The 20,810-nt window shown below is 58.8% G+C and carries 13 protein-coding genes; 9 read left to right on the top strand and 4 right to left on the bottom strand.

Features of this window, described 5'->3' with window-relative positions; genetic code table 11:
• The first annotated feature begins 394 nt into the window (after positions 1-394).
• The 6 genes from kdpF (at position 395) to HPT27_RS12600 (ending at position 8,498) form a co-directional block, all read left to right on the top strand.
• Complete coding sequence (kdpF, locus tag HPT27_RS12625) at positions 395-487, top strand: K(+)-transporting ATPase subunit F (RefSeq protein ID WP_172243948.1); 93 nt, start codon at positions 395-397, stop codon at positions 485-487.
• Complete coding sequence (gene kdpA, locus HPT27_RS12620; RefSeq protein WP_172243945.1) at positions 484-2,190, top strand: potassium-transporting ATPase subunit KdpA; 1,707 nt, start codon at positions 484-486, stop codon at positions 2,188-2,190. Before kdpF ends, kdpA begins: the two co-directional genes overlap by 4 nt.
• A 33-nt stretch (positions 2,191-2,223) precedes the next feature.
• Positions 2,224-4,296, top strand: a complete 2,073-nt coding sequence (gene kdpB, locus HPT27_RS12615; RefSeq protein ID WP_172243942.1) for a potassium-transporting ATPase subunit KdpB — start codon at positions 2,224-2,226, stop codon at positions 4,294-4,296.
• Between the two features lie 69 nt (positions 4,297-4,365).
• Positions 4,366-4,956, top strand: coding sequence for a potassium-transporting ATPase subunit KdpC (kdpC, locus tag HPT27_RS12610; RefSeq protein ID WP_172243939.1), 591 nt, complete (start codon positions 4,366-4,368; stop codon positions 4,954-4,956).
• Between the two features lie 87 nt (positions 4,957-5,043).
• Positions 5,044-7,800 carry a sensor histidine kinase gene (locus tag HPT27_RS12605; protein WP_211197947.1) on the top strand — a complete coding sequence of 919 codons (2,757 nt, stop codon included), beginning with the start codon at positions 5,044-5,046 and terminating at the stop codon, positions 7,798-7,800.
• Complete coding sequence (locus HPT27_RS12600) at positions 7,797-8,498, top strand: response regulator (RefSeq protein WP_172243936.1); 702 nt, start codon at positions 7,797-7,799, stop codon at positions 8,496-8,498. Before HPT27_RS12605 ends, HPT27_RS12600 begins: the two co-directional genes overlap by 4 nt.
• On the opposite strand, the gene HPT27_RS12595 is transcribed toward HPT27_RS12600, so the two are convergent.
• Together HPT27_RS12595 and HPT27_RS12590 are read right to left on the bottom strand one after the other, a co-directional pair.
• The gene (locus HPT27_RS12595) at positions 8,495-9,475 is read right to left on the bottom strand and encodes an extracellular catalytic domain type 2 short-chain-length polyhydroxyalkanoate depolymerase (protein ID WP_172243933.1); all 981 of its coding nucleotides are present in this window, start codon (positions 9,473-9,475) and stop codon (positions 8,495-8,497) included. The two genes, HPT27_RS12600 and HPT27_RS12595, sit on opposite strands and share 4 nt — an antisense overlap.
• Before the next feature lie 196 nt (positions 9,476-9,671).
• Positions 9,672-11,906 (bottom strand): TonB-dependent receptor, encoded by a 2,235-nt coding sequence (locus HPT27_RS12590; RefSeq protein ID WP_172243930.1) that lies wholly within the window; start codon positions 11,904-11,906, stop codon positions 9,672-9,674.
• 231 nt (positions 11,907-12,137) lie between these two features.
• On the opposite strand from HPT27_RS12590, the gene HPT27_RS12585 reads away from it, so the two are divergent.
• Complete coding sequence (locus HPT27_RS12585) at positions 12,138-13,460, top strand: GntP family permease (RefSeq protein ID WP_211197946.1); 1,323 nt, start codon at positions 12,138-12,140, stop codon at positions 13,458-13,460.
• Positions 13,461-13,484: 24 nt separating this feature from the next.
• Positions 13,485-16,988, top strand: a complete 3,504-nt coding sequence (locus tag HPT27_RS12580) for a hybrid sensor histidine kinase/response regulator (protein WP_172243927.1) — start codon at positions 13,485-13,487, stop codon at positions 16,986-16,988.
• A 123-nt stretch (positions 16,989-17,111) separates the two neighbouring features.
• Here HPT27_RS12580 and HPT27_RS12575 read toward each other — a convergent pair whose 3' ends face one another.
• On the bottom strand, positions 17,112-17,759 hold the full coding sequence (locus HPT27_RS12575; RefSeq protein ID WP_172243908.1) for a response regulator transcription factor: 648 nt from the start codon (positions 17,757-17,759) through the stop codon (positions 17,112-17,114).
• A 106-nt stretch (positions 17,760-17,865) separates the two neighbouring features.
• A complete protein-coding gene (locus tag HPT27_RS12570) occupies positions 17,866-19,716 on the bottom strand; it encodes a 3-hydroxybutyrate oligomer hydrolase family protein (protein WP_407951144.1) in 1,851 nt (616 codons plus the stop codon).
• A 199-nt stretch (positions 19,717-19,915) separates the two neighbouring features.
• On the opposite strand from HPT27_RS12570, the gene HPT27_RS12565 reads away from it, so the two are divergent.
• Positions 19,916-20,704, top strand: a complete 789-nt coding sequence (locus HPT27_RS12565; RefSeq protein WP_211197945.1) for a 3-hydroxybutyrate dehydrogenase — start codon at positions 19,916-19,918, stop codon at positions 20,702-20,704.
• Positions 20,705-20,810 lie beyond the last annotated feature (106 nt).

Below are 20,810 nucleotides of genomic sequence, written 5' to 3'. Positions count from 1 at the left end.
TGGGTAGACCCCGATGCTGGAGTTCCTGAGCCTTTTTCTGTTGTCGACATTGCTTATCTTGCTCGGCTGTTTTCTGCTGCAGAAATGCCTGGGCCCGACTGATACGTCTGACCGTAATCCACCAGCGATGGCCAGACAGGTGGCTTCACCACCGACCACCCCCGGTCACTCGCCGGACTCCAAGCAGTGAACATCTGCCGCCAATTCTTGACACCGTCTTTATGCGCTACCCGGCAATCTTTACCCAATCCTCATGTGCTGCTGTCTAGACTTTTCATCACGCCATCCCGCTAACGGAAATTGTCATGGATACGCTGTGCATCGGGTTGATCGCTGCCCTTTTTATCGTGGTCGTTGGTTTCCTTTTTGTCGTTGAACGCTTGAGATCACTGACATGAACATCCTGTATCTGATTGGAGCGGGTCTGGCCGCAGGTCTGTTTGTTTATCTGGTTATTGCCCTGTTCTTTCCGGAGCGTTTTACATGACTGGTCAAGGCTTGGCCCAGATTGCGCTGTATTTTGGTGTGTTATTGCTGATCACCAAACCGCTTGGCGTTTATATCACCGCCATTTTTGATGGCCGTGTTCGGTTTCTCTCGCTGTTGGAAAGGCCGTTGTACAAACTGGCTGGCGTCAAGGACGGCGAGGAAATGCGCTGGCAGCATTACGCGCTGGCCGTGCTTATTTTCAATGTGCTTGGGGTGATCACGGTTTATGCACTGCAACGGTTTCAGGACACCCTGCCACTGAATCCCGCCGGGTTCGCTGCCGTCTCAGCCGATTCTTCATTCAACACCGCGCTGAGCTTTGTTACCAACACCAACTGGCAAGGCTATGCTGGCGAGACGACGATGAGCTATCTGACCCAGATGCTGGCGCTCACCGTTCAAAACTTTCTCTCGGCAGCAACCGGGATCGTGATGGCCATTGCGCTTATCCGCGGATTTGCCCGCAAGAGCGCCAACACCATTGGCAATGCCTGGATTGACCTGACACGCTGCACTTTGTACTTGCTGTTGCCGATCTGCGTGGTCTTTGCGTTGGTACTGGTCAGCCAGGGCGTCATCCAGAACTTTTCGGATTATCTGACGGTGGAAACGCTGGACGGTGGCAAACAAACCATCGCCATGGGGCCGGTTGCGTCACAAGAAGCGATCAAGATGCTCGGTACCAATGGCGGTGGTTTTTTCAATGCCAATTCCGCGCATCCGTTCGAGAATCCGACGGCATTCAGCAACTTCCTGCAGATGTTGTCGATCTTCGCCATTCCTGCCGCCTTGTGCTGGGTCTTTGGCCGGATGGTGGGCGACACCCGCCAGGGCTGGGCAATTCTGGCCGCGATGATGATCACATTTGCCGGATTCCTGATCGTAGTCACCGTCGCCGAGCAACAGGGCAATCCGGTGTTGACCGCGCTTGGCGCCGATCAAACGGTCAGCACGCTGCAATCGGGCGGCAACATGGAAGGCAAGGAAGTGCGTTACGGCATCACCAACTCGGCCTTGTTTGCCACTATCACGACGGCAGCTTCCTGTGGTGCGGTCAATGCGATGCATGACTCGTTCACGCCGATTGGCGGATTTGTTCCGATGATGCTGATACAGCTTGGCGAAGTGATCTTTGGCGGTGCCGGTTCAGGGCTGTACGGCATGCTGATGTTTGCGATCATTGCGGTATTCATCGCCGGCCTGATGATCGGGCGGACGCCGGAATATATCGGCAAAAAGATCGAAGCTTTCGACATGAAGATGGTATCGGTCGCCATTCTGATCACGCCGCTGCTGGTGCTGGTCGGCACGGCCATTGCGGTCGTCACCGATGCCGGCATTGCCAGCCGCGCCAACCCCGGTGCACATGGTTTCTCGGAAATTCTGTACGCGTTCTCCTCGGCAGCCAACAACAACGGTTCGGCATTTGCCGGCATTTCAGCCAACGTGCCGTTCTATAACCTGATGCTCGGCATTACGGTCTGGTTCGGCCGCTTCCTGCCGATTGTTGCGGTATTGGCAGTCGCCGGCAACCTGGCCAGCAAGAAGCAGGTGCCGGCTGGCGCCGGAACCTTACCGACCCATGGTCCGCTGTTCATTACGCTGTTGATTGGCTCGGTGCTGCTCGTTGGTGCATTGACTTTCATTCCCGCCTTGGCACTGGGGCCATTCGTCGAGCAGTTGATGATGCTGGGTCGTTAACAACGCCGCCATTCATTGAGAGAACGCGCAATCATGTCTTCCCATTTGAAGAATCTGTCGTTGTTTGAGCCGACACTGGTAAAACCGGCTGTGCTCGACAGCGTAAAAAAACTGGCGCCTTTGGCGCAGCTGAAGAACCCGGTCATGTTTGTCGTCTATGTCGGCTCGCTACTGACCACCGGCCTGACCGTGCAGTCGCTTGTCAGCCATGCCGAACAGCCGACCTGGTTTCTGGTCGCGATTACTGTCTGGCTGTGGTTCACGCTGCTGTTCGCCAATTTTGCCGAAGCCCTGGCCGAAGGTCGCAGCAAAGCGCAAGCGGCTAGCTTGCGCGCTGCCAAACGTGACATCACCGCAAAGAAACTGCGCGAAGCTCGTTATGGTGCCAAACCGGAAGCGGTCAGCAGTGTCACGTTGCGCAAAGGCGATACCGTATTGGTTGAGGCCGGTGATTTTGTGCCCGGCGATGGCAAGGTGATCGAAGGTGTTGCCTCGGTTGATGAGTCGGCCATCACCGGTGAATCGGCACCGGTGATTCGCGAGGCTGGCGGCGATTTCTCCTCGGTTACCGGTGGTACCCGGGTCTTGTCGGATTGGCTCATCGTCGAAATCACCGTCAATCCCGGTGAAGCGTTTCTCGACCGGATGATTGCGATGGTCGAAGGCGCCAAGCGCAAGAAAACGCCCAATGAAATCGCATTGACGATTTTGTTGGTTGCGCTGACGCTGGTGTTCCTGTTTGCCACCGTCACCTTGCTGCCCTTCTCGCTTTATGCAACGAACGAAGCCGGTAGCGGCACGCCGGTCACGGTGACGGTATTGGTGGCGCTGCTGGTTTGCTTGATCCCGACCACGATCGGCGGCCTGCTATCGGCGATTGGCGTTGCCGGCATGGGCCGCCTGCTGCGCGCCAATGTCATTGCCACCTCCGGCCGTGCGGTGGAAGCCGCTGGTGATGTCGATGTGCTGCTGCTCGACAAAACCGGCACTATCACCCTCGGCAATCGGCAGGCCTCGGCGCTCATTCCGGTATCCGGTGTAACCGGTCTGGAACTAGCTGATGTTGCGCAGCTTGCATCGCTTGCCGACGAAACACCGGAAGGCCGCTCGATTGTCGTATTGGCAAAGGAAAAGTACGGCTTGCGCCAGCGCGATATTCACGCGCTCGGTGCCAGCTTTGTCCACTTCTCGGCACAGACCCGGATGAGCGGCGTCAACCTTGATGGCCGATTGATACGCAAAGGTTCGACCGATGCGATTCGCCAGTTCGTAACCGAGCAGGGCGGCAGGTATCCGGCAGAAGTCGAAAAGATTGTCGATGAAGTGGCAAGACGCGGCGCGACACCGTTGGTCGTTGCTGAAAGCCAGCGCGTGCTTGGCGTTGTCGAACTGAAAGATATCGTCAAGGGTGGCATCAAGGAGCGCTTTGCCGAGCTGCGCTCGATGGGTATCAAGACCATCATGATCACCGGCGACAACCCGCTGACCGCTGCCGCGATTGCCGCTGAAGCTGGTGTCGATGATTTTCTTGCCGAAGCGAGACCGGAAACCAAGCTTGCATTGATACGCGAGCATCAAGCCCAAGGCAAACTGGTGGCGATGACCGGCGACGGCACCAATGATGCCCCTGCCCTCGCTCAGGCCGATGTTGCCGTGGCGATGAACAGCGGCACGCAGGCCGCGAAAGAAGCCGGCAACATGGTTGATCTCGATTCCAACCCGACCAAGCTGATCGAGATTGTCGAAATCGGCAAACAGATGCTGATGACCCGTGGTTCGCTGACCACGTTCTCGATTGCCAATGATATCGCCAAGTATTTCGCGATCATTCCGGCGGCGTTTGCCAGCACCTATCCGGTACTGAACACGCTGAACATCATGAACCTGGCCAGCCCGCGGAGTGCCATTCTGTCGGCTGTCATTTTCAATGCGCTGATCATCGTTGCGCTGATTCCGCTGGCGCTGAAAGGCGTCACCTACCGGCCCGTTGGCGCCGCCAAATTGCTGCGCGACAACCTGGTCATTTATGGTCTCGGCGGCATCATTGTGCCATTCATTGGCATCAAGTTGATCGATGTGCTGTTGGCGGTCGCTGGCCTGATCTAAGAGCCGAATTCTCAAAGAAAGCAGAGGCTCGGCTGCATGCAGCCTGGCCTCTACACTGGGAGCATCAACATGAACCTGTTACGACCTGCGCTGGTGCTGTTCGGCGGACTGACCTTGCTGACTGGCGTGATTTACCCACTGACGGTTACCGGCGTCGCGCAAACCCTGTTTGCCAATCAGGCCAACGGTAGCCTGATTGAAAAAAATGGCCAACCGATTGGCTCGGAACTGATCGGACAAGGGTTCGAGAATGAACGCTATTTCTGGGGCCGACCGTCGGCAACCGGCCCGGAACCCTACAACGCCGCGGCCTCCGGAGGTTCCAACCTCGGCCCGTTGAATCCGGCGCTGCACGATGCGGTCAAAGGCCGCATCGAAGCGATGCGTGTTGCCCATCCGGATCAGAACGGTCCGGTTCCGGTGGATTTGGTCACGACATCTGCCTCGGGTCTCGACCCGCACCTTTCTCCGGCGGCAGCGCTGTATCAATCCGGTCGCATTGCGCGTGTGCGCGGCCTGCCGCTCGATACGGTCAAATCGCTTATCGAACGACAAACCGAGGCACGCACGTTCGGCGTGCTCGGCGAACCGGTGGTGAATGTGCTGAAGCTGAATCTCGCGCTCGATGCATTGAGCCAGAACGGTAACCGCACGCCGTAACATGGCAATCCGGATTTGGCGCTATGCTAAGCAGGTCCCGATGAATCTTCATCAATCGGTACGCAAACTCCTTTTGCGCAGGTTGCCATGAGCCCTAATCTGGACGAGCAACGCCCCAATCCCGATGCTTTGCTGGCGCGTGTCAAAGCTGACGAGGCGCGCGCGCACCGTGGCCACCTGAAAATCTTCTTTGGCATGGCGCCCGGTGTTGGCAAGACCTACACGATGCTGGAGGCGGCACAGGCGCGGCGTGTTGAAGGCGTGGATGTTGTCGTTGGGGTGGTCGAGACGCACAAGCGCGCCGAGACTGCCGCGCTGACCACCGGGCTGGAACTGCTGCCCGCGCGCGAACAGCTCTATCAAGGCCGCAAGCTGCGCGAGTTTGATATCGATGTGGCGTTGAAACGGCGACCGGCGCTGATCCTGATGGATGAGCTGGCGCACAGCAATGTCGAGGGTTCCCGCCATGCCAAGCGCTGGCAGGATGTCGAAGAACTGCTGGATGCGGGTATCGATGTCTATACCACGGTCAATGTCCAGCATCTCGAAAGCGTCAATGACATCGTCGGTTCCATCACCGGAATTCGCGTTCAGGAAACGGTGCCAGATCGGATATTTGAACAGGCCGATGAAGTTGAACTGATCGACCTGCCACCCGACGAACTGCTGCAGCGCCTGGAAGAAGGCAAAGTGTATTTGCCGGAGCAGGCGGAGCGCGCGGCCCAGCATTTCTTCCGCAAGGGCAACCTGATTGCGCTGCGCGAGCTGTCGCTGCGTCGCACAGCCGATCGCGTCGATGCCCAGATGCGCGATTATCGCGATCGCAATGCCATCGGCAAGATATGGGCCGCGGCCGACCGCTTGCTGGTGGCAATCGGTCCTACCGCGGATGCCGACAGTCTGGTGCGCGCTGGAAAACGCATGGCGACGGCGCTGAATTGCGAATGGCTGGTCGCTTATGTGGAAACGCCCGGCTTGCAGCGAGCCAGCAAAACGACCCGTGAGCGACTGCTGCGTACGCTCGAACTGGCAGAATCCCTGGGCGCCGAGACCGTTGCGCTTGCCGGGCCGCTAATCAGTGCCGAAATCCTCGGCTGTGCCCAGGCGCGCAATATTACCAAACTGCTGATCGGCAAGCCGGCGACCGCTGGCTGGAAGCGTTTGCTGTTTGGCTCGGTTGTTGAAACCATCATCAAAGAAGCGCGTCAGATCGATGTTTTCGTCATCGGCAGTGAACCGGACGCGAGCACGCCGGAACGCGCAAGCAAGCAATTTCTGGCGCGCAGTGAAAGTTACGACAGCATCGTCACCATCGAGGACAAAAAGCGAAATACCCGGCGGCGGGTTCTCTCTGCAGTCGCCGTGATCGGCGCCTGCACCGCCATTGCCTGGCCGCTGCACAGCCGGCTCGACAATGCCGTGCTGGTCATGATTTACCTGCTCGGCGTCGTCTTGGCCGCAGTCCGTTACGGCCAGCTGCCTTCGGTGGTGGCAGCCGTGCTGGCCGTTGCCAGTTTTGATTTTTTCTTTGTGCCACCGTATCTGACCTTTGCCGTCGCGGATACCCAATACTTATTGACCTTTGTTGCCATGTTGACCGTGGCGCTGGTGATCTCCCGCCTTGCTTCCGGTTTGCGTTTGCAGGCACGCATTGCCGGTTTTCGCGAGCGCCGGGTATCCGAGCTGTATGCCATGAGTCGGGAAATGGCCGACATACGCGCCATCGACGATATTCGCCTGTGCGCCATGCGCCACATCAACGCCGTGTTCGGTGGCTTGTCGATTGTGTTGTTGCCGGATGACGACGGCCGCATTCGTTATCCACAAACCCTACCGGCACCAAAGCTGTTTGTTCCGGAACAGGATATGGCGGCCGCGCAATGGGTATTTGATCGCGGCCAGTCTGCCGGCCACAGCACCGACACATTGCCTGCGGCTGAAGCCTTGTTCCTGCCACTGCAGGGGTCTGCGAAAACCATCGGTGTGCTGGCGATCCGATTGAACAATTGGAACCGGCTGCGGGATCCGGAGCAACGTCGTCAGCTGGATACGTTTGCCAGCCAGGTTGCCTTGGCATTGGAACGGTTGAGTCTGGCAACCCAGGCCGAATCCGCGCGCATGGCCAACGAAGCCGAGCGTTTGCGCAATTCGCTGCTGGCGGCTATCTCGCATGATTTGCGCACTCCGCTGGCCACGCTGATTGGTTCTGCGTCTGTACTGGCGCGCACCGAACAGATGTCGGACGATACCCGTCGTGAATTGGCCCTGCACATTGGTGACGAAGCGGAGCGCATGGCCGAACTGATCGCCAAAGTGCTCGACATGGCGCGACTGGAGGCCGGCAATATCGCGCTGCGACCGGAGTGGAGCACACTGGAAGAAGTGATCGGCGCCAGTCTTAACTCACTCAAAGAACGACTGCGTCAACACACGATTGTCACCGAGATTCCGGCTGACCTGGGCTTGGTGATGCTGGACCCGATCCTGATTGAACGGGTGTTTGCCAATCTGATCGAAAACGCCGTCAAGTACACGCCTGCCGGTTCGACTATCCGTATTCGGGCAAAACGCGGACCGGATGAAGTGGCGGTGCAAATTGCCGACAACGGCCCGGGTTTGCCGGCAGGTAGCGAACAGCGGGTGTTCGACAAATTCTATCGCGCCAATCCGGAGAGTGCCTCACCGGGTGTCGGCTTGGGGCTGGCCATTTGCCGCGCGATCATCGAGGCGCATCACGGCCGGATCTGGGCCGAGTCCGCTGTCGATGGTGGTGCCGCGTTTGTATTTGTGTTGCCGCAGACAGTGCCGGCGCCGGTGATAGAGCATGACGGAGCGTTGCTGTGACTGAGTTGTTGCCGCTGATTGTGCTCATCGAGGACGAATTGCCGATACGGCGCTTTTTACGCGCCTCACTGACACCCGCGCACTACCGGATGGAAGAAGCCGGCACCGGTGTTGACGGGCTCAAGACTATCGCGCGGGAAAAGCCGGAAATCGTGATACTGGACCTCGGCTTGCCCGATATCGATGGCGTCCAACTCATACGCCAGCTGCGCGAATGGTCGGATGTACCGATCATCATCCTGTCAGCGCGCGATCAGGAAGTCGACAAAGTGGCGGCGCTGGATGCTGGCGCTGATGATTACCTGGTCAAGCCGTTCAGCGTTCCGGAATTGGAAGCGCGCCTGCGGGTCGCGATTCGCCATCGCAGTCGAATACCGGGCGCGCCGCAGCAGAGTACCTTCAAAATGGGTGACATCAGTGTGGATCTGGCGGCACGCACGGTAAGCCGCGGCAGTGAACCGGTTCATCTGACCAAAATTGAATTCAAGTTGCTGACGCAGCTCATCAAACACAGCGGCATGGTGGTGACCCATCGCCACTTGCTGAAGGAAGTGTGGGGACCGAGTCACATCGAAGACAGTCACTATTTGCGGATTTACATGGGCCAGCTGCGGCACAAGCTGGAACAGGACCCGGCCCAGCCGCGTTACCTGCGCACGGAACTGGGCGTTGGCTATCGGCTGGTAGCTGACGCTTAACGGCGCATTGCAGCAACCATGTTGGCCACTGTCGCAATCTGGTTGCCGTTCCGGGTGTCGTAATCGGCGTCGGTGTAACCCCACCAATCCCAGCACGCTTTCGGGTTAAGCGGCAGCATGGAGGCGGTTGTCTGCGGATACAGAATCACCAGCTGATTGGCCTCCGCCCAAGCGTTATAGCCCGCTTCGCGAACAAAGCGTTCGCCAATGGTTTCGGCATTTTGTTGGCAGCCATGAAAGGCGATGTGCAGGCGGCAACGCTCGCCTTTTGCACAGCCCGCTGGTACATAAAGGTAGCCTTTTTCGGCCAGACTCAAATCACCATCCGGTGCGTAACTCGCCTGATCGAACACCAGTACGCCACCAGCGTATTCTGCACGGGGTGGGTTCAGCGGGCCGAGCAGAAACTGCAGCATCGCGCCAGCCGCATCATAATTGCAGGCGTTCAGGAACGGGCTTGTGGCTGTGTCACAGGCAGCGCCGGTTCGCAAGGTCGGGAACCCGTGAGCTGCGGCCACATCAGTGACGTAGCGCAGATTGCTGGTCGGAACAATGCCCCGATAAAACGCCAACGCGGCATCGGTTACTTCGCGTGCCACGGTCTTGTCAACGCTGCCATGAAACAACCAGATTTTTGCAGTAGCCCAATTGGCAACAGCGGCGAGTTGCCCGGCCGTGCTGCGCGCTTTTGCCTGACGGAGCAACGCGTCGACGATCAGACTGTCATCCACTTTGCCAACGCAGCGCGATAGCGCCTTGCCCAGATTGCCCTCGGCGCAGCCATAAGGCCCGCCCGCGATCAGGCCAACTCCGTTTACCTCATCGGCATGCGCCAAATGGTATTGACTGGCCATGTAGGCGCCAGACGAAATGCCCGACACGGTATAGCTGGGCTCCAAATTCAGCTTTGGCAAAGTCGCAGCCCCGCCGGTTGTCGATACGACAAGTCCGAGCAACGACAGCATCAGCACACGCATACGAGTTCTCCCCTGCTCTACCCTGACACCGGCCCAGCTATCACTGCACGCGGCAGCAAATCTTTTATGAAGACAGCCAATCTGATAGACGCAAAACGCAGCCCAATGAAAAAGGCCGCCGGAATCCCGGCGGCCAACCCTGCTTACCATCCCGCAACGCCATCGGGATGAACACACGCCCGGGGAAGACGGATTTTTAGAAGCTGTACTGTGCCGACAGTGTCCAAGTCTTGGGATCTCCATAGAAACCGGTGACGGTGTTGTCAAAGGTATTGCCGGGGAAGTTGTAGCCACCGGTACGATACGCTTCGTCGCCGAGATTGCGACCGTGCAGCGCGATCCGCCAGTTGCTCTCATCCAAATACAACACGGCAGACGCGTTGTACAGGGAATAAGCCTTTTGATCGACCGCGGTCGGCGTTTCAAATATGTAAGTGTCATCACGGTAGGCATAGTCAGCCGCCAGCAACAATTGGCCAAAGCTGAGGTCCATGTCATAGCTCAGGCCGACACTGTATTGCTGCTCCGGTGCATTGATGAACTGCGCGGTGTCGGCAATATCAGTCTCAACGCCACCCGGCGTGACCGCGGCAATGAATTTGTCGTACTGCGCGTCAAGGTAGCCATAGACAATGTTCAGGCTCAGTGCATCGGTCAGTTTGGCATTCATTTCCAATTCAAAACCGTCTGCGGTCGCATCAGCCGCGTTCAGTACCCGCTGGACCGGTGTGATACCAACCGTGGTGCCTACGGTGACTTGTTTGTCCTGATAGTCTTGGGTAAACAACGCGAAGTAGCCTGTCAGTCGATTGTCAAACCAGGATCCCTTCAGGCCCAGCTCAAGGGTGTCGACGGTCTCCGGGTCAAATGGCTTGCCAGCATCAGGGTCGACAAGGATATTGCCCCGCATGTTGAAGCCGCCACTCTTGAAGCCATGGCTGTACGAGGCATAGACCATCATGTCCGAGTTGATTTTGAAGTCAGCACCAATATGCGGGGAAAATTCATTGAAGGTTTCATCACCGCTGAAACCGCCATCGAACAACACCGTGCCGGAATCATCCAGGCCGAGGAATCGGCGCAGGCGAACGTCGGCATCTTTTTCATCCTTGTCACTACGGCCACCGAGCGTCAGTGACCAGCGGTCGGACAGCTTGTAGCTGCCCTGAGCATAGATGGATTGACTCTTGGTATTGACGCAGCCGGACGTTTCCTGACTGATGCCAGCATGTGCCAGCACATTCAGGAATGCGCCGCAGGCGTCACCGTCGAACAGATAGATGCCGGAGACAAAATCCAGCTTTTCACCAGCATGGGTCAGCTGGAACTCCTGAGACTTTTGCTCGTCTTCATAAACGGCCAACACATCGAAAGTCGGTCGATTCAGCTGATCAAAGTCGATATCACTGAGGGTGTCGCCTTTACGTTTTGCCGTGACTGATTTGAATTGCCAGTCATCGCTAATATCCCAGGTAATGGTCAGTGCCTGGCCGGAGGTGTTTACTTCCGTACGGTCCGGATCCAGATTCTGGCGCGAATCATAACGGTCATCCAGCGGCTGATAGACTGTTGGGTAACCTGCAGAGGAACCGCTGACGGTCAATCGCTGACCGCCTCGCGCATTCGAATCATCCTGAATATCATCAGCCACCAGTTTTACGCTGAGGTTTTCCGTTGGTTTCCAGGTCAGATTGATTCGACCGGCCGTGATGTCCTTGTCGGACATATCGTCACCCGCATAGGGCGAATCGCCGACCACTTCACCGAAACCATCGCGATTCAACTTGGCGCCGGATACACCAACATAGAACTTGTCATCGACGACCGGTGTCGAGAAACCAAATTTTACATCGCGCTGGTTATAGGCACCGACCGCCGCCTCGACATAACCGCGGGTATAATCCGGCAGCTCACGGGTAATGTACTTGATTGCGCCGCCAATGGTGTTTTTGCCGTACAGCGTGCCTTGCGGGCCGCGCAGCACTTCCACCCGCTGGATATCCAGCAAATCCAGAACACCGCCTTGCGGGCGCGCCATGTAAACGTCATCGATATACACGCCAACTCCCGGCTCATAACCCCAGAGCGGATCGTTTTGGCCCACGCCGCGCAGATAGGCGGTGATGGTGGAATTGGTCGCGCGGCTGGCATTGATGGTCAGGTTGGGAACGATGCGCTCGATATCGGCAATGGTTTGCGCGCCCATGTCGCCCAGCTTTTGCTCAGAAATTGCCGTCACCGCAACTGGCACGTCCTGAATGCGCTCGGCAACGCGACGCGCCGTGACTTCCAGCACTTCGGTGCTGTTGTCGCGTTTCTCGGCAGCGGCCGCATCAGCGTCATCATCGGCAAATGAAGGTGCCGCTGCCATGGTGGACAGGATGGCGAGAGTCAAAACTGACAGCCGATTCGGGTTCTGTTTTTGCTGCATGGCAACACTCCGTTTCTTTTTTCTTGATGCCCGGTTTAGGGAAGCGCGAGCGCTCAGTCTCTCAATGCAAGGTTCAGTCTGCGCGCAATATTGCGCTTGGCCGCCAGTTCTGTCTTTGCTGCTTTGGCGGATGGGGCAGACCTTACACGAGCCCAGCCAAGGCCTCATCTGTACGATGGTAGGATGGTGCCGGTACCAGCGCGCACGAATACTGCCGAACCAAAGCGGTTCATGGATAATTCGAAGATGAGTCTGGTCGGCGTATTGCTGGGGTTGGCCCTGTTGATCTGGTTGACGCTGCGCAACTGGAACCTGTTGCTGGCTGCGCCACTGTGCGCGTTGGTGGTCGCGCTGACAAGCAAGCTGGCATTGTTTCCGCAATGGGCCAGTGCCGGTGGCGCCAATTGGCTCGGCAGCTACATGGAAGGTTTCAGCGGCTTTGTCGCCAGCTGGTTTTTCATGTTTTTGCTCGGCGCACTGTTTGGCAAAATGATGGAGGATTCCGGCGCTGCCGACAGCGTTGCTGCTGCGCTGGTCAAACGCTTCGGCATGAAGCGCGCGGCGCTTGCCATCATCATTGCCTGCGCCGTACTCACCTATGGTGGTGTCAGTCTTTTCGTGGTCGCTTTCTCCGTGTATCCAATGGCACTGAGCCTGTTTCGCCAGGCTGATCTGCCGCGTCGGTTCATTCCTGCCACGCTCGGATTTGGTTCTGTCACGTTCACCATGACATCCGCCGGCTCGCCGGAAATTCAAAACTGGATCCCCATACCGTATCTGAACACCACGCCATATGCCGGCTGGCAAGTCAGCATTGTCGTTGCGCTGGCGATGGCCGGCTTTGGCTATTGGTGGTTGCAGCGCATGATTGCCGCTGATGTCGCCCGTGGCGAACGATTCATCAGCCGCGATGACGATCCCAAAGACAGCACGCTTGGCGAATTGCCGAAACCGATTTTTGGCGTGATTCCGCTGTTGATTGTGCTGGGCGTTGCGTTTGCGCTGCATGAAAGCCTGAAGCAATCGGCGCTCGTGCTCGCGCTGGGCGGCGGTTTGCTGGCAACGGCCGCACTGAACTGGAAATTTCTGCGCAAGCCCGGTCAAGCGTTGTCCGACGGTGCGATTGGCGCACTGATCGCCATTGCCAATACGGCGGCGGTGGTCGGGTTTGGCGCTGTCGCCAAATCCACCGATGGTTTTCAGGAAGCTGTCACGGCACTGACCTCACTGCCCGGCTCGCCCCTGATCAGCGCCGCCATTGCGGTGACGCTCATTGCCGGCTTGACCGGTTCGGCGTCCGGTGGTCAGGCGATTGCACTGCCGCTGTTGGCGCCGCATTACATGGCCAGTGGCGTTGATCCGGATGCCTTGCACCGGGTGGTGGCGCTGTCGTCCGGCGCGCTTGATTCGCTACCGCACAATGGCTACGTGGTCACAACAATTCGCGCCATCTGCAAGGAAACCCATGGCCGCGCCTACGGCCCGATGGCCGCGATGACGGTGGCCGTGCCGGCGACCGGAACAGCACTGGCGATCTTGCTGTTCATGCTTTAGCCTGCCGGCATGGTTGGCTCATCCATGCCGGTTGAGATGATTGGTCACGGTGTCATGGCGTTGCTGGCGCTCACCTGGGTGCTGGCGCTGTTCGCGGTTGCGCTGATCGGGGATCGGCTCGCCGCAGATATGCATGGCAAACAGCGCTGGTTACGCTGGCATCCGTGGGTGTACATGCTGGCGCTCGGCGTGTACTGCACAACCTGGACCTTTTTCGGGTCGGTCGGCCAGATGGCGTCGACTGGCTGGTGGTTTCCACCGACCTATCTTGGCGCCATTTTTCTGTTTGTGTTTGGCTGGCGGATATTGCACAAGCTGATCCGGCTTGCCAAAGAACAAAACCTATCCTCGCTCGCCGATTTGCTTGCCGCCCGTTATGGCCGCTCCCATGCGGTGGCCGCGCTGGTCACTGTGATCGCTTTAATCGGCATCATTCCCTACATCGCCCTGCAATTGAAAGCGGTGGCCTTCAGTTACGACTTGCTGACCCGAACCGGCGACGCCACGCAAATCAGTTGGTGGCAGGACACGGCGTTGTACGTCACGCTGGTGATGGCGCTGTTCACGATTTTCTTTGGCGCCCGTCATACCGCGTCCAGCGAGCAGCAACCGGGCCTGATGTTGGCCATCGCATTTGAATCCATTTTGAAACTGTTGGCGCTGGCCGCTGTTGGGGTACTGGCCTGGCAACATGCCGACATGCGCGACTGGTTTGTTCGCAGCGTGCCGGCGCGCGCCGACAACAGCATGCTCGCCTACACTGTGCAGGCGGTGCTCGGCGGTTTTGCCATGCTGTGTTTGCCGCGGCAGTTTCATGTCACGGTGGTTGAACACAGCACCTCGCGTGATTTGCCGGTGGCCCGGCGCTGGTATCCGCTGTATCTCATTCTGCTCGGAGTATTTCTGCTGCCGCTGACACTGGCTGGCGAAGCGATGCTGCGTGGCACGGTGGCGCCTGACACCTACGTGCTTAATTTGCCGATGGCCCTGAATCAATCAGGCTTGGCGGTGCTGGCCTTCATCGGTGGACTGGCGGCGGCAACGAGCATGGTCATCGTTGCCAGCGTGGCGCTCAGCACCATGGTGTCGCACACGGTGTTCGTGCCGCTGTTGCTGAAATGGTCTGGTCCGCGTGAGCCGTGGTCATTCAATCGTGCCTTGCTGTGGTTGCGTCGTGGCCTGATCGCATTGGTGCTGGCGCTAGCATTTGCCTATTACCGCTTGGTTGTCGCCCGGCAAGAATTGGCGGCAATTGGCCTGGTGTCATTTGTTGCCGTGGCGCAGTTCATGCCGGCCTTGATCGGTGCAATGTACTGGCGCACCGGCAATCGCCTCGGCGCCCTCGCCGGGCTCGCAACCGGCTGGTTGATTTGGTGGTGGACCTTGGTGGTGCCGGAACTGATTCAGGCCGGCTGGTTGCCGCAGCACTGGCTGAGCGAAGGTCCGGGCCAGTTCAGCGCGCTGCGTCCGACCGCCTTGCTCGGCGTCACGCAATGGGATGCGCTGACCCATGGCGCCATTTTCAGTTTGCTGGTCAACACGCTGCTCTATATCGGCGTGTCACTGGCCTCGCGTCAGGATGTGCTGGAACGCTTGCAGGCGAAACGTTTTGTCGAAGCCATTGCCCGCCATGAAGAATCCAGCGGCTGGCCGGAACTGACTCCCATCGCCGTCACCGATTTGGCGCGCGTGGTGGGTCGTTTCCTGGGTGAAGGCGCAGCACTTGCCCGTTTTCTGCAAGAGGCTGAAGCACGCCAGTTGCCGTCACTGGATATTCGCGCCGATCAGCGCTGGCTCAGCTTTGCCCAGCGCGAATTGACTGGCGTGATCGGAGCCTCCTCAGCGCGAGTCGTGCTAACTGCCGCACTGCGCGGCCGCGACATGCCGCTGGAAGATGTGGTGCAGTTGGTCGATGAAGCCTCGGCGGTGCTGCAGTTCAATCAGGGATTGTTGTCAGCCACGCTCGATACCTTGAATCAGGGCGTCATTGTGGTGGATCGGGATTTGCGCGTCGTCGCCTGGAATCCGCGCTACGTTGAGCTGTTTGCATTACCGGTAGATTTTCTCTATGTCGGTCGCTCGATTGCCGACGTGCTGAAACGTAATGCCGAACGCGAACAGCGTCAGGAAGGCATCGAACTGTTTGTCGAGCGCCGGCTGGCACACTTGCGCATGGGCCAGCCGCATCACACGGAACGTCAACTGCATGATGGCCGCGTGCTGGAAATTCATGGTCTGCCGATGCCGGGCGGTGGTTACGTCACCAGCTACAGCGACATCTCCGAGCACAAACGTACGGCGGCGGCCTTGCAGCAAAACAATGACCAGCTCGAACAGCGGGTGCAACAGCGCACCCGTGAGCTCGCCAGCACCAATGCGGAATTGGCTGTGGCCAAACAAAAAGCGGAGCAAGCCGATGCCGACAAGACCCGTTTTCTCGCTGCGGCCAGCCACGATCTGGTGCAACCGCTGAATGCCGCACAGTTGTTTGCCGGCGCGCTCGGCGAAAAGCTGACCAGCCCAGACGCCAAAGCCTTGCTGGAGCAATTGAATCAATCGCTGCACAGCACCGAAGAACTGCTGAAAACCTTGCTGGATCTGTCCAAGCTCGATGCCGGCGTGTTGCAGCCGCAGCGTGAAGCCGTGCCGTTGGCGCGTATTCTGAAACCGCTACGGGCAGAATTTGCCGCTACGGCGCAGCAGCAAGATCTGCTATTCAGTGTGCAGGAAACCGCAGTCTGGGTTGATACCGATCCGCGCATGCTGCGCCGGATTTTGCAGAACCTGATCAGCAACGCGCTGCGCTATACCGCTCGTGGCCGGGTTCATGTCGGCGTCCGTCGCGTTGCCAATACCATTCGTATTGAAGTGCATGACACCGGTATCGGCATTGCCGTAGAGCAACAGTCGCGCATTTTTGAAGAGTTTCGTCGGCTACAGGATCCGGCCATGACGGTGGCACCGGGACATGGTCTGGGCTTGGCCATTTCGCAGCGCCTCGCCCGCGCCCTGCATGCAACCATTGCCGTGCAGTCGCGGCCCGGTTTGGGCAGCTGCTTCAGCATCGCCATCGAACGAACAGCGCCGATGCAAACTCCGCTGGAACCTGCCCAACCGACGGTGGGTGCGTTGCCGTTTACCGGCCTGAGGGTGCTCTGCCTCGACAATGAGCCAGCCATGTTGAGTGGCCTCGCCAGCGTGCTCTCGAGTTGGGGCTGTCAGGTCAGCACTGCGCGTGATCGCAGCGAATTTCTGCAAGCCGCGCAACAGGCACCCGAGATCGTATTGGCGGATTATCAGTTGGATCAGGATGACAACGGTCTGGCAGTCTGGTCGCAACTGCCGGAGCCAAGACCGCCGCTCATCATCATCAGCGCTAATCGCGATGCCAGCATCCGCGATGCGGTGCAACGTGCAGGCGGCGATTATCTGGCCAAACCGGTCAAACCACTGGCATTGCGCGGTTTGTTGCAGCGCCTGCGTAACCGTTCTGAAGACGTGATTGCAGAGTCGACGGAAATTGATTGATGGTGCATCCGGTTGATTTTCTCAGACCGTGACATGCGCGCCGTGAACTGGCGCATCGCTAGCAAAGCGCAGGTGCATTCATTGTGCAAAAGCGGACAGGCGCACACCGCTCCCCTGCACGCATCAAGACTGCAACCGACCGCCCTGCTGCAGCGAGCGCAACAACACACCGGCCTGAGTGCGGTTGATCAACCCCAGTTTGCGCAGAATGGCCGAGACATGCTGCTTGATGGTGGTTTCCTGAATTTCCAGTTCGGCGGCGATTTGTTTGTTCAGCTTGCCGTCGGCCACCATGCAGAGCACGCGGTATTGCTGCGGCGACAGCGAGGCAATGCGTTCGGCGAGCTGCGCCTCCGCCGGATTGCCGGACAATTCTTTTGCCGATTGCGGTAGCCAAGTGTGGCCGTTGAGGGCGGTGCGGATGGCTTCGACAATCGACGGCAATGGTTCCGATTTCGGGATATAGGCGACCGCACCGAGGGCAATAGCCTGTCGCATCACCACGACATCTTCCTGCGCCGAGACTATCGCCACACCAACCGATGGATGCTGGTGCCGCAGCGCCATCAGCCCGGTAAAGCCCTCGCTGTCTGGCAAGCCCAAATCCAGCAGCACCAGATCAAAATCAGCACTGGCAAGCAGGGCCGATTTGGCTTTGCTCAAGGACTCGGCTTCTTCAATGCCGGCATCACTGGCCACCGCACTGAGCGCCTGCCGTAGTGCGGCCCGAAACAAGGGATGGTCATCTGCAATCAGAAAACGGTACGACATGAGTGAACAATTTCCGCTTCAGTAAAATTGCCGGCGTTCTGCTTTTTCGCGAGCGCAGCATGTTAAAAGATCGCAAACCCGCGCCAATCAAAATTTTCAACCACCATTACTTCGGAATATACAGCAGCCCATCCTGCCAGCGTATGGCCGCGTCGGTACCCGGCTCTTGTTGCCACATCGGCACATGCTGCAGTGACAAGGCTTCTGTTTCGCTGCTGCTGCCGGTACGCAAGCGAGTGTGAACCACCTGCGATGATGGCAGCGCGGCGCCGGTTTTCAGATGCGCCCACATGGCGTCCATGGCGCGCAAAAAATACAGGTGCAAAGGCACAAACATACGGTCGTAGCCGGGCAAGCCATTGAATGCATCAAAGTGATGGGCATGCGTCACCTCGATGTACCGCGCCGCCGTCGCGGCCGTTTGTTGCAGCAAACCGTAGTACGGTCGGCTGCTGTGCTGCACGGCGATCAAGGCATCATCGCGGCCGTGCACGATCAGCACCGGCCGCGTGCCGAGCTGTCCGGTGCCGGCCTGCTTGGCCAGACTTTCAGCCACGGTGGCATTGCTCTGGACGCTCTGGCGCAAACACCATTGCTGCGCTGGTGACAGACCACCGGCGCCGAGCCAATCCTGTGGTGGCAGGCCGCTGCCGTCGGTGAATTGCCGGGCCAAACCAACGGCATCAAGTGGTGCTTGCGGTGGCTGTACGCGAACCTCGCAGATAGCCGGCGTAGGTGAGCCAGCCGCAGCATTGACATAGGTCGCCAACAGACTCTGGTGCATCCCGAGTGACAGCGTGATTGGTGCCAGCGCAAACACCGAATCCGGCAAACCTAGCGCGCGAATCCGCGCGCTCGCCTCATGGGCCAGCGCGTTGTCGTCGACGCCAGTCAGCATGCCTTGTTCGCGCAGCCAGCGGCAATGCAGCTGCGCTTGTTGGGCCAGCGTCGGTGGCAGCGGCTGGGTTGAAATGGCGCACGGCAACAGCAAACCGACCTCCGGAAACTGAGTCAGTGCCGGCAACCCGACTTGCTGCGGTGCGCCCTCGCCCACTTGCACCGTTTGCAAGTGCGCCGGCGTGATGTTGGGCTCGCCGGCAACGACGGCATCAATGAACTGCTCGTCATCGGCTTCGGCGGCGCGCAGCACCGCGGCGCCGCCGTTGGAAATGCCGGCGGCAATGATCGTCAATGCCGGTTTGCGGTAGTGATGTCCGGCCGGGAGTTGTTCGTTCAGCGCCTGCATGGCCCAGCGTATTGCCGCCAAGGTCATCCGGCCCCAATCGGCTTCGGCATCGGCGCCATCGTGCAAATGCCGGAAGGCAACGCCATCGTGTTCCTGCCAACCGGTTTTTGCCTGCCACGCCGCCTGCGCCGGCGAAACCACGCGGCCGCGCGCATCCAGGCCCATGCTTGCGGTGGCCACACCTGCTGCCACGCCCTTGTCGTGCAACAGCAACGCACAACCATGCGGCAAGGCCCATTCGCCGACGATCGGCAAGGCGCCATAGGCGTTGCGCGAGCCACTGGCTGGTGCCACCACTAGACACGGCGCATTGCGATCAAAACCAGCAGGGATCTGCAAAACTGCGGTGAAGGTTTGCGCGCGCCACGGAATCTGCGCCAGCAACTCGGTACCGGCAATGCCGGACTGCAGCGCGGTGCCAAACAGGCGACCGAAACCGCCACCCGGGGTCCGATCAATCAAGCCGCGATAATGCATGTAGATGGCGCGACGCCGAATCGCTTCGGCATCGTCGATTGCCGCCTCCGGCGCGGTGGCCGATTGAATGCCGGCAAGGCCAAGACCTGCACTCAGCAGATCATTGCTGACGCCGTCATAGTGCGTAATGGACACGATGCGGACAGGGCTGACGGGCATCACGGGCTCCGGTGCGCGAGAAACACAGGCCGCCAGCAACAACGCCAGCGCGGCCGATACGCCTGAACGAAGCATAGAAGGCATTGCTGAGAATCCGTTAGGGTGATGCAGCATGGGATCGTCTTTTTTTTCCCGTACAGCGGGCATTGCTATTTGAACCGCGGGATGACGGCAACCGAGTGGCTACCGGATAGTACACATTTGCAGCGGCTGCAGCTCGCTGCGAGCACTAGCACTTTAGTGGGACGGACAAAGCGGCATCGATGCCGGTATCGTGACCGCATTCCTGGTGCACGACATGAGCATGGACATGGCCCTTCGCATTCTGATTACTGGCGCCGGCAGCGGCATTGGTGAGGGCATTGCCCGCCTGCTGGCCGCGACCGGTCATCTCATCATTGCCACGGATGTCAGTCTCGAGGCGGTTCAAGCACTCGCCAGCAGTCTGCCGGCCGGGCAAGTCAAACCGTATCGGCTCGATGTCACCCACGCGGACGATGTCGCCACGCTGCTGCAAGCCGAGCCCCATATCGATGTGCTGATCAACAACGCCGGCATCCAGCATGTCGCCCGGCTGGAAAGCTTTCCGATGGAGCGCTGGGCGCTGCTGATCGACATCATGCTGACCGGTGCCACCCGGATGACCCAGGCCGTGTTGCCCGGCATGCGCGAGCGCGGCTTTGGCCGCATCGTCAATATCGGTTCGATTCACTCGCTGGTGGCTTCGCCGTTCAAGTCGGCCTATGTTGCGGCCAAGCACGGCCTGCTCGGCTTCTCGAAAGTGGTGGCACTGGAGACCGCGGACACCGACATCACCATCAACACCGTCTGCTCGACGTATGTCAAAACCCCGCTGGTCGACAAGCAAATTGCCGCGACCGCGGCCGAGTACAACATGAGCGCCGAGCAAGTAGTCTCGGAGGTGATGTTGAAACCAATGCCCAAGGGCGTGTTCATCAGCCTGGAAGAGCTGGCTGGTATCTGCGAATTCCTGATCAGTCCCGTTGCCCGCAACATCACCGGTCAGACCATTACGGTCGATGGTGGCTGGACGGCCCGCTGAGCGGCCAAGCGGTTTCCCCGGTTTGGGTAAAGCGGGTTTGGGTAAAGCGGGTTTGGGTAAACCCGCTTCCGGTAAATCTGGCGCCGATAAACCCGGCTCCGGTAAA

This window comes from Permianibacter fluminis (assembly GCF_013179735.1).
Taxonomy (GTDB): Bacteria; Pseudomonadota; Gammaproteobacteria; order Enterobacterales; family Permianibacteraceae; genus Permianibacter; species Permianibacter fluminis.
The sequence above is the reverse complement of the archived record's forward strand: the minus strand, read 5'-3'. Positions and strand labels throughout refer to the sequence as shown.